The organism is Ruegeria sp. SATB027 (assembly GCF_059613825.1).
In genome coordinates, this window is record NZ_JBXWTH010000065.1 from 1 (window position 1) to 5,921 (window position 5,921).

The 5,921-nt window shown below is 58.0% G+C and carries 8 protein-coding genes; 5 read left to right on the plus strand and 3 right to left on the minus strand.

Going from position 1 to position 5,921, the window contains the following annotated elements; all coding sequences use genetic code 11:
* Both AC2FPW_RS16940 and AC2FPW_RS16945 read right to left on the minus strand, forming a co-directional pair.
* On the minus strand, nt 1-1,808 hold a 1,808-nt coding region (locus tag AC2FPW_RS16940), incomplete at its 3' end, for a ParB/RepB/Spo0J family partition protein (protein WP_496814669.1).
* 122 nt (nt 1,809-1,930) lie between these two features.
* A complete protein-coding gene (locus AC2FPW_RS16945; RefSeq protein ID WP_496814671.1) occupies nt 1,931-2,299 on the minus strand; it encodes a phosphoglycerate kinase in 369 nt (122 codons plus the stop codon).
* A gap of 629 nt (nt 2,300-2,928) precedes the next feature.
* Between AC2FPW_RS16945 and AC2FPW_RS16950 the strand changes: the two genes are divergently transcribed.
* The 3 genes from AC2FPW_RS16950 to AC2FPW_RS16960 all read left to right on the plus strand — a co-directional run bounded on the left by AC2FPW_RS16950 (nt 2,929) and on the right by AC2FPW_RS16960 (nt 4,368).
* Nucleotides 2,929-3,393 carry a helix-turn-helix domain-containing protein gene (locus tag AC2FPW_RS16950; RefSeq protein WP_496814672.1) on the plus strand — a complete coding sequence of 155 codons (465 nt, stop codon included), beginning with the start codon at nt 2,929-2,931 and terminating at the stop codon, nt 3,391-3,393.
* On the plus strand, nt 3,390-3,959 hold the full coding sequence (locus AC2FPW_RS16955; protein ID WP_496814673.1) for a PIN domain-containing protein: 570 nt from the start codon (nt 3,390-3,392) through the stop codon (nt 3,957-3,959). The genes AC2FPW_RS16950 and AC2FPW_RS16955 overlap by 4 nt, the downstream gene beginning before the upstream one ends.
* 175 nt (nt 3,960-4,134) lie before the next feature.
* Complete coding sequence (locus AC2FPW_RS16960) at nt 4,135-4,368, plus strand: ATP-dependent nuclease (protein WP_496814675.1); 234 nt, start codon at nt 4,135-4,137, stop codon at nt 4,366-4,368.
* A gap of 13 nt (nt 4,369-4,381) precedes the next feature.
* On the opposite strand, the gene AC2FPW_RS16965 is transcribed toward AC2FPW_RS16960, so the two are convergent.
* Nucleotides 4,382-5,139, minus strand: a protein-coding gene (locus AC2FPW_RS16965; RefSeq protein ID WP_496814677.1) for an IS5 family transposase whose coding sequence is annotated in 2 segments (ribosomal slippage) — nt 4,382-4,803 and nt 4,803-5,139 — 759 coding nt in all. Because the reading frame shifts where the segments join, the coding sequence is not laid out codon by codon here.
* Nucleotides 5,140-5,181: 42 nt separating this feature from the next.
* Here AC2FPW_RS16965 and AC2FPW_RS16970 point away from each other — a divergent pair.
* The gene (locus tag AC2FPW_RS16970; protein ID WP_496814678.1) at nt 5,182-5,652 is read left to right on the plus strand and encodes a hypothetical protein; all 471 of its coding nucleotides are present in this window, start codon (nt 5,182-5,184) and stop codon (nt 5,650-5,652) included.
* The coding region (locus AC2FPW_RS16975; RefSeq protein WP_496814680.1) for an AAA family ATPase at nt 5,625-5,921 on the plus strand (297 nt) is incomplete at its 3' end. The genes AC2FPW_RS16970 and AC2FPW_RS16975, both read left to right, overlap by 28 nt.

Consider the following 5,921-nt stretch of genomic DNA (forward strand, 5'->3'; position numbering starts at 1 on the left):
ATGTTGTCCCATTCGGTGCCCCTTTCATGGACAGGGGTAAAGTACCCCAGTGTCCGGAAACAGGGACGAAGTCCAAAACTGGCGACGCGCTCGTCACGAGCATCGCAATCGAGGAACTCGCAGAGCAGATCGATCAGATGACCGGCTGACACCCGCGAGAAGAAATTCTCTGCCGTGGGCGTCCAATGCTTACGGATATCGGCCCCGGCCTCGTCCGCGATCAGGCCAAAGAACTCTGCGCCGCCAGCCCGATAGGGCAGGGTGCGCGCAATGGCTTCGGTGATCTGGGCATTGCGGGCTTTCATGCCTGTCTCCCGGAAGGTGTCGAAGGCCTCTGAGAGGTCTTCAACACGGGTGCCCTTATGCAAGTATTCACTGGCATCGATCCCGTGCTCGAGACGCGGCTCACGGACAAAGCCATCTTCAACACTCGGCGCATTGTTCGGGCGGTCCAGCCGAATACCGAACACGCTCTCGAAGCTGCCCGATGCTTCCGACAACCCGAAACCCAGCAAGTCCAGAACCAGTTCGGGTTTGGCCAAAAGGGCCGCCTGCACCGAGGCCAGCCGGATTGCCTGCATATCCGCCACCAGCTTTTGCGAGTAGGGGGATTTCGGAGCGTCTGATTTGGTGGTTTGCGGCGCTCGCAGGACACCGGCCTCGATGGCGGCTTTCTTGTCCTCGGGGCGGACCAGACCGGCGGTGACCTCAGGTTTGCCAGACCCATTCACAAGGATGATGCAGCCTGCATGGGCTTTCTGATCCTCGGAATAGTCGCCGTCGAGAAGGACCTGCAATTCAGAGAGCCGCGCCTCACCGTCCTCGTCCAGAACCCCACCATTGGCCAGTTCTGCCAGCTCGTCGTATTCCTGTGCCTCTTCCTCGGTCAGATCACCTTCGATGGGGTAAAGGCGGGCCAGCTTCATCTGGTCCAGCTCGTAGTAGTTGAGCCAGGCCTCGGGCCGGGCTTCGGCCCATGCCCAGCCTTGGGTCTCGACCAGATCGGCCCGGGCCGCTTCCAGATTCTCCGCAAAGAGCCGATCCAGAAGGGCAGGGGAGGCGAGGAAGACCTCGTCGGAAAAGAGATCGCGTGTGACTGTGCCGCCCTCTGCCTCGTAGGTCTCAAGGCCGACGAACTTGGCACGGCGGTCGGTGGCCTTGATCGCGTCGGGGTGCAGCGCGTTCTTGATTGCGCTCTCGGAGACAGCTTGCCCCTTCACCTGATCCAGAAGGCTCAAGGTGAGCACTTCATCATCGGAGAGGGTGAAGGCTTTGGCGGTGCCGAGGCTGATCTCGCCAGCGGCCAGTGCGTCCAGCACGGGCGCGGGCAGGCCTGCAAGGGCCAATCGTTGATAGACACGGGCCTCGGTCACGGCGAAGGCGAGGGCGATTTCCGGCACGGTGGCGCCGCGCGATTTCATACGACCGAAGGCGCGGATTTCATCCGCCGGGGTCATGTCCTCGCGCGCGGCATTCTCGGCGTTGGCCCAATCCTCGGCCTCGACAGCATCGGCGGCCAGCTTGACCGGAACCGTGGTGAAGGAATGGGCCTTAGAGCGCTCGGCGATCATCTGGATAGCGCGCAGGCGGCACCCTCCAGCAACGATCCCGACCTTGCCGTCCTCGTCCATGAGGCCAGCGAGATTATGGATGAGGCCGAAGCGCTCAATGCTGTCCGCAAGGCTCTCGATATGCGCCTCGGAAACCGATTTGCGCGGATTCAGATCGGAGATGTAGAGTATCTCCAAGGGGATTTGCAGGATCACGGCGCTGGTGGTGTCGGCTTGGATGGGTTGTTGCTTGGTCATTGAATTGTCCTTTCGGATGAATGTCAGGCCCGCTCGGAGCGCTTCACGGGCGCTCGGCGGCTGATTTTGTGGATGGGGTAGGGGAGGGGGGCCGGAACGCTCGAGGTCCCGGCCACACGGCGTCACCACCAGCAGGAATAGATCACGGTTGAGCCCTGCGCGATCTCGTCCCGCGCCCATGCGCAGAATTCGAGATCGTAGTCACGGTATTCCGTGGCCTGCTCGTCCTGAAACTGGTGGCCGTAGAAGAACCCGCCCTCGCAATGGGGCAGGGCGCTGCCCTTCACCGCCTGTTCCAGCGTGTCGATGTCGGTGGTTTCCAGTTTCAACTCACCGCAGTTCAGATCGGAGGCGCAAAGCCCGGTCCTCTCGGTGTAGAGCGCTTCCATGAAGGTTTGCAGCTTGGAATGCTTGCGCCAGACGAATTTCGGGCTTTCGCCTTCATCGCCGCTCTCGGCTGTTTTGACATATGCGTATTGATCAAGGCCCATTGGCCTGCTCCTTTCGTGGTTAGAGCGGCGCGGAATCTTGTTCTTGTGACCTCTCGGCCTTGGCCCGCTTACCGCCAGTGGCGGAGGCCTCGACTGATCTGTCAGCCCGAAAAGCCCCCGTGCTTTTCGGCTGGGCAGAGCAGGTGAGGGCGATAGCCCTCCTGCGGCCGGACGGCGGCCCGACACAGGGGGCCGGAGCGGTAAAATCGGGAGGGACCCGCGCACCCGCGTGGGAGGAACCGGATTTCTCCGTGGAGGCTGGCGCGGTACGCGACACCAGAGCCCCTGTTCGGGGCGCTGGCCGGATGGCAGGCGGAATCCAAGATTGGAAACCTGCCAGCCGGGTTAGAGCAGAGCGAAGACCGGGCTGACCGCTGGATCACGCGATCGCGGTCTCGCCCGCGATCTCACCTGTTACATGCACGAAGGATCGCTACCGAATGGCGGAGACGCGAGTCACGCGGCTCCGGGCGCAGCCAAGAGCCTGGACAGCGCCTGGGCGCTGGCGTGCCAAGCCAATCATTTCTAACAACCAGATTCATCACACAGCGCACGAACTACACTTAATTCATTTGTTGCATGTATTGCGTTTACGCCTATATTGAGGTTCGCAGCAAAGGAGACAGCACATGAACATGATGGCTCACCGGCAATTGCCCCCGAGCGCCCAGGAGGCCGCAATCGCACGCGCATCCGGGCAGCTCCTGTCGCGCTATGCACGGAGCAAGGCGCCTCTCAAGCTGCGCGTTACTGATGGGGAGCAGGCCGAACCGATTGAACTGCCGGCAGGCGCGGTCGCGCTTCTGATGGATATCCTGGAAGCCATGGCAGCGGGGCAGGGGGTCACGATCATCCCTGAGAATGCCGAACTGACCACGGTTCAGGCTGCAGATGTATTGAACGTCTCCCGCCCGTTTCTGATCAAGCTCCTGGATGAGCAGAAGATCCCGCACCGCAAGGTGGGTAAGCACCGCCGTATCCGGATGGAAGATGTGATGGCCTACAAGGCCTCGATCGATGCCGAACGGGAAAACGTGCTCGATCAGCTGGCAGCTGAAGCGCAAGAGCAGGATATGGGTTACGGCAAACCATGAGCCACTATTCGGCGCTTCTCGACGCCAACGTTCTCTATCCAGCGCCGATGCGCGACGTGCTCATGCAACTCGCCGTAACCGATATCTTCAAGGCCAAATGGTCGGAAGACATCCACCGTGAGTGGATCGACGCTCTGATGCGCAACGAGCCGCAAAGAGACCGCGAAGCACTCGAGCGCACACGATATCTCATGAATCAGGCGACACGGGATTGCCTGGTTACAGGCTACGAAGCCCTGATCCCTTCGCTCGACCTGCCCGACCCCGACGACCGGCATGTTTTGGCGGCAGCCATCGTTGGCAGATGCGATGTGATCGTGACGCAGAACCTGAAGGACTTCCCCGAAGAAGCCCTCGAACCTTACGGCATCGAAACGCTGCATCCGGACGACTTCCTCAGCAACCACCTAGCACTCGCGCCGGGCCTGTTCTGCTCAGCGCTGCGAAAGGTTCGCGCTCGCTTGAAGAATCCCCCGTTCACCGCCGAAGACTACCTCGCGATCCTCACTCAGCAGGGATTGGTCGCGACGGCGGCCGAACTGGAGCAATTCAAAGAATTAATTTAGGAAAAACGACCCAATAAATGGTTGAGCTGCGAAAAAGAACAACCGATGATAGAGTAATTCAAAAGAAGGCAGCAGACCAAATTTTCGATTGGGCCTGCCATGCAAACCCCTAAAGTATGCATTTAGGGCAAACAGAGCAAAAACTAGCTGGCAACTACGCCGCATAAGGGATCTAATGTATCTTGCGTCACTCACGATCAGAAATTTTCGCCGCATAAGATCTGCAACTATAGAATTTGAGCCAGGGCTTAACATCATCGTTGGCCCGAACAATATCGGAAAGACAGCAGTTGTTGACGCTCTGAGATCGCTTCTCGCCGGAACCGATGACCCCTATCCCCGCTTCAGCGTCGATGACATTCATCTCCCCAAAGGGGGCACAGCGTCGGGTGATATTGTCTTCGACTAGGGTCTGTTGACAATCACCGGGCGGCGATGATCGTTGCGCAGAGATACCAGTTTGCGGCATAGCTGGTATCTGTTTTGTCGTATCGTGTGGCTATCGCTCTGAATTCCTTGATCTTTGCGAAGTAGTTTTCGACCAGATGGCGCCACTTGTACATGTGAGTGTCGTAGTCTCGTTGCACTTTGCGGTTTGATTTGGGCGGAATAACAGCTGTTGCGCCGCGCGCATCAAGGTCCTGCAGGAGCCAATCAGCATCAAACGCTTTATCAGCCAACAATGCCCCAAAGGAAACGTCGCGTATCAACGGGGCAACCCCTTTCATATCGTGTGCTTGCCCCGGCAGAAGCAAAAAGCGAAACAAATTCCCGAGCGCATCAACCATGCCAACTACCTTGGTCGTCAGCCCACCGCCAGAGCGCCCGATGGCTTGATGTTGAGTCCCCCTTTTGCGCCCGATGCCTTTTGGTGGGCCTGAACGATCGTTCCATCAATCATAGCGTATTCGAGGTCTGGCCCACCGTTTATCGCATTGAAAAGACTCTCAAATACACCGGCATCAGCCCATCGGCGGAACCGTTTGAAAACAGAATTCCAATTGCCGAAATCCTTGGGCAGATCACGCCAAGGCGAGCCTGTCCGCACACGCCAAAGAACCGCCTCCATGAACCTACGATTGTCGCGACCACTTGCTCCTGGGTCGCCAACTTTACCGGGCAACAGGGGCCACATCTGCTCCCAAAGCTCATCTGAAATAGCAAAGCGATCTTCGTCCATTCAAACCTCCATTTTGGAAGCTTGAATCAGAGTTCAAACAAAATGGGAATCCCGAATGTCAACAGACCCTATATCTTCAAGGACCTGTCTCTCGACGATGAAGCCGACTTCCTGCATGGATTGAAGGTTGATAGTGCTGGGCAGGCTGAGGCCCTTCTCAGAGTGACCTATTGCGATGCGGATAAGTCCGGACGGCTAAGGTCGAGAAAAGTTTGCGGCCTCCATCATGACATCGCATTGACGGCAACCATGCTGGAAAACTTGCGCAGCGTTTATCTACAGCCACTGCGTGATGCAGAGTTTGGCCTTCGTCCGAGCCGTTCAAGCCAGTTGTCGCGCTTGCTGCATCTCCTGTCGGATGACGCTGGAAAAGAGGAAATCTCCAAAAAGCTCGCAGACCTCGACAAAGAAATTAAGGCGCTCAAAGCGATCGTTGAAACACAAGAGGCCATCACTGGACGCCACAACAGCATGCTGGCGATCAGTTGTCCCAGATTCTGGCGGTCGAGCTGAGCGGTTCTGACTTCACGAAATTTGCTTCGCGCCTATCGCTATTGGTCGACAGCTTCGAAATCGAACGTAACGGTCTTGGCTACAACAACTTGATCTTCATGGCGGTGGTCTTAAGCGAACTCGCAAAAAACGCGGACTCGGCCTACCGAAGCTTGATCGTAGAAGAGCCCGAAGCGCATCTGCACCCTCAACTGCGCAATCCGGACGTATTCGGCCGGTCAATCCGACAGCATCCGGCCACCCATTCCGATTTGATCCGGCCACCGATT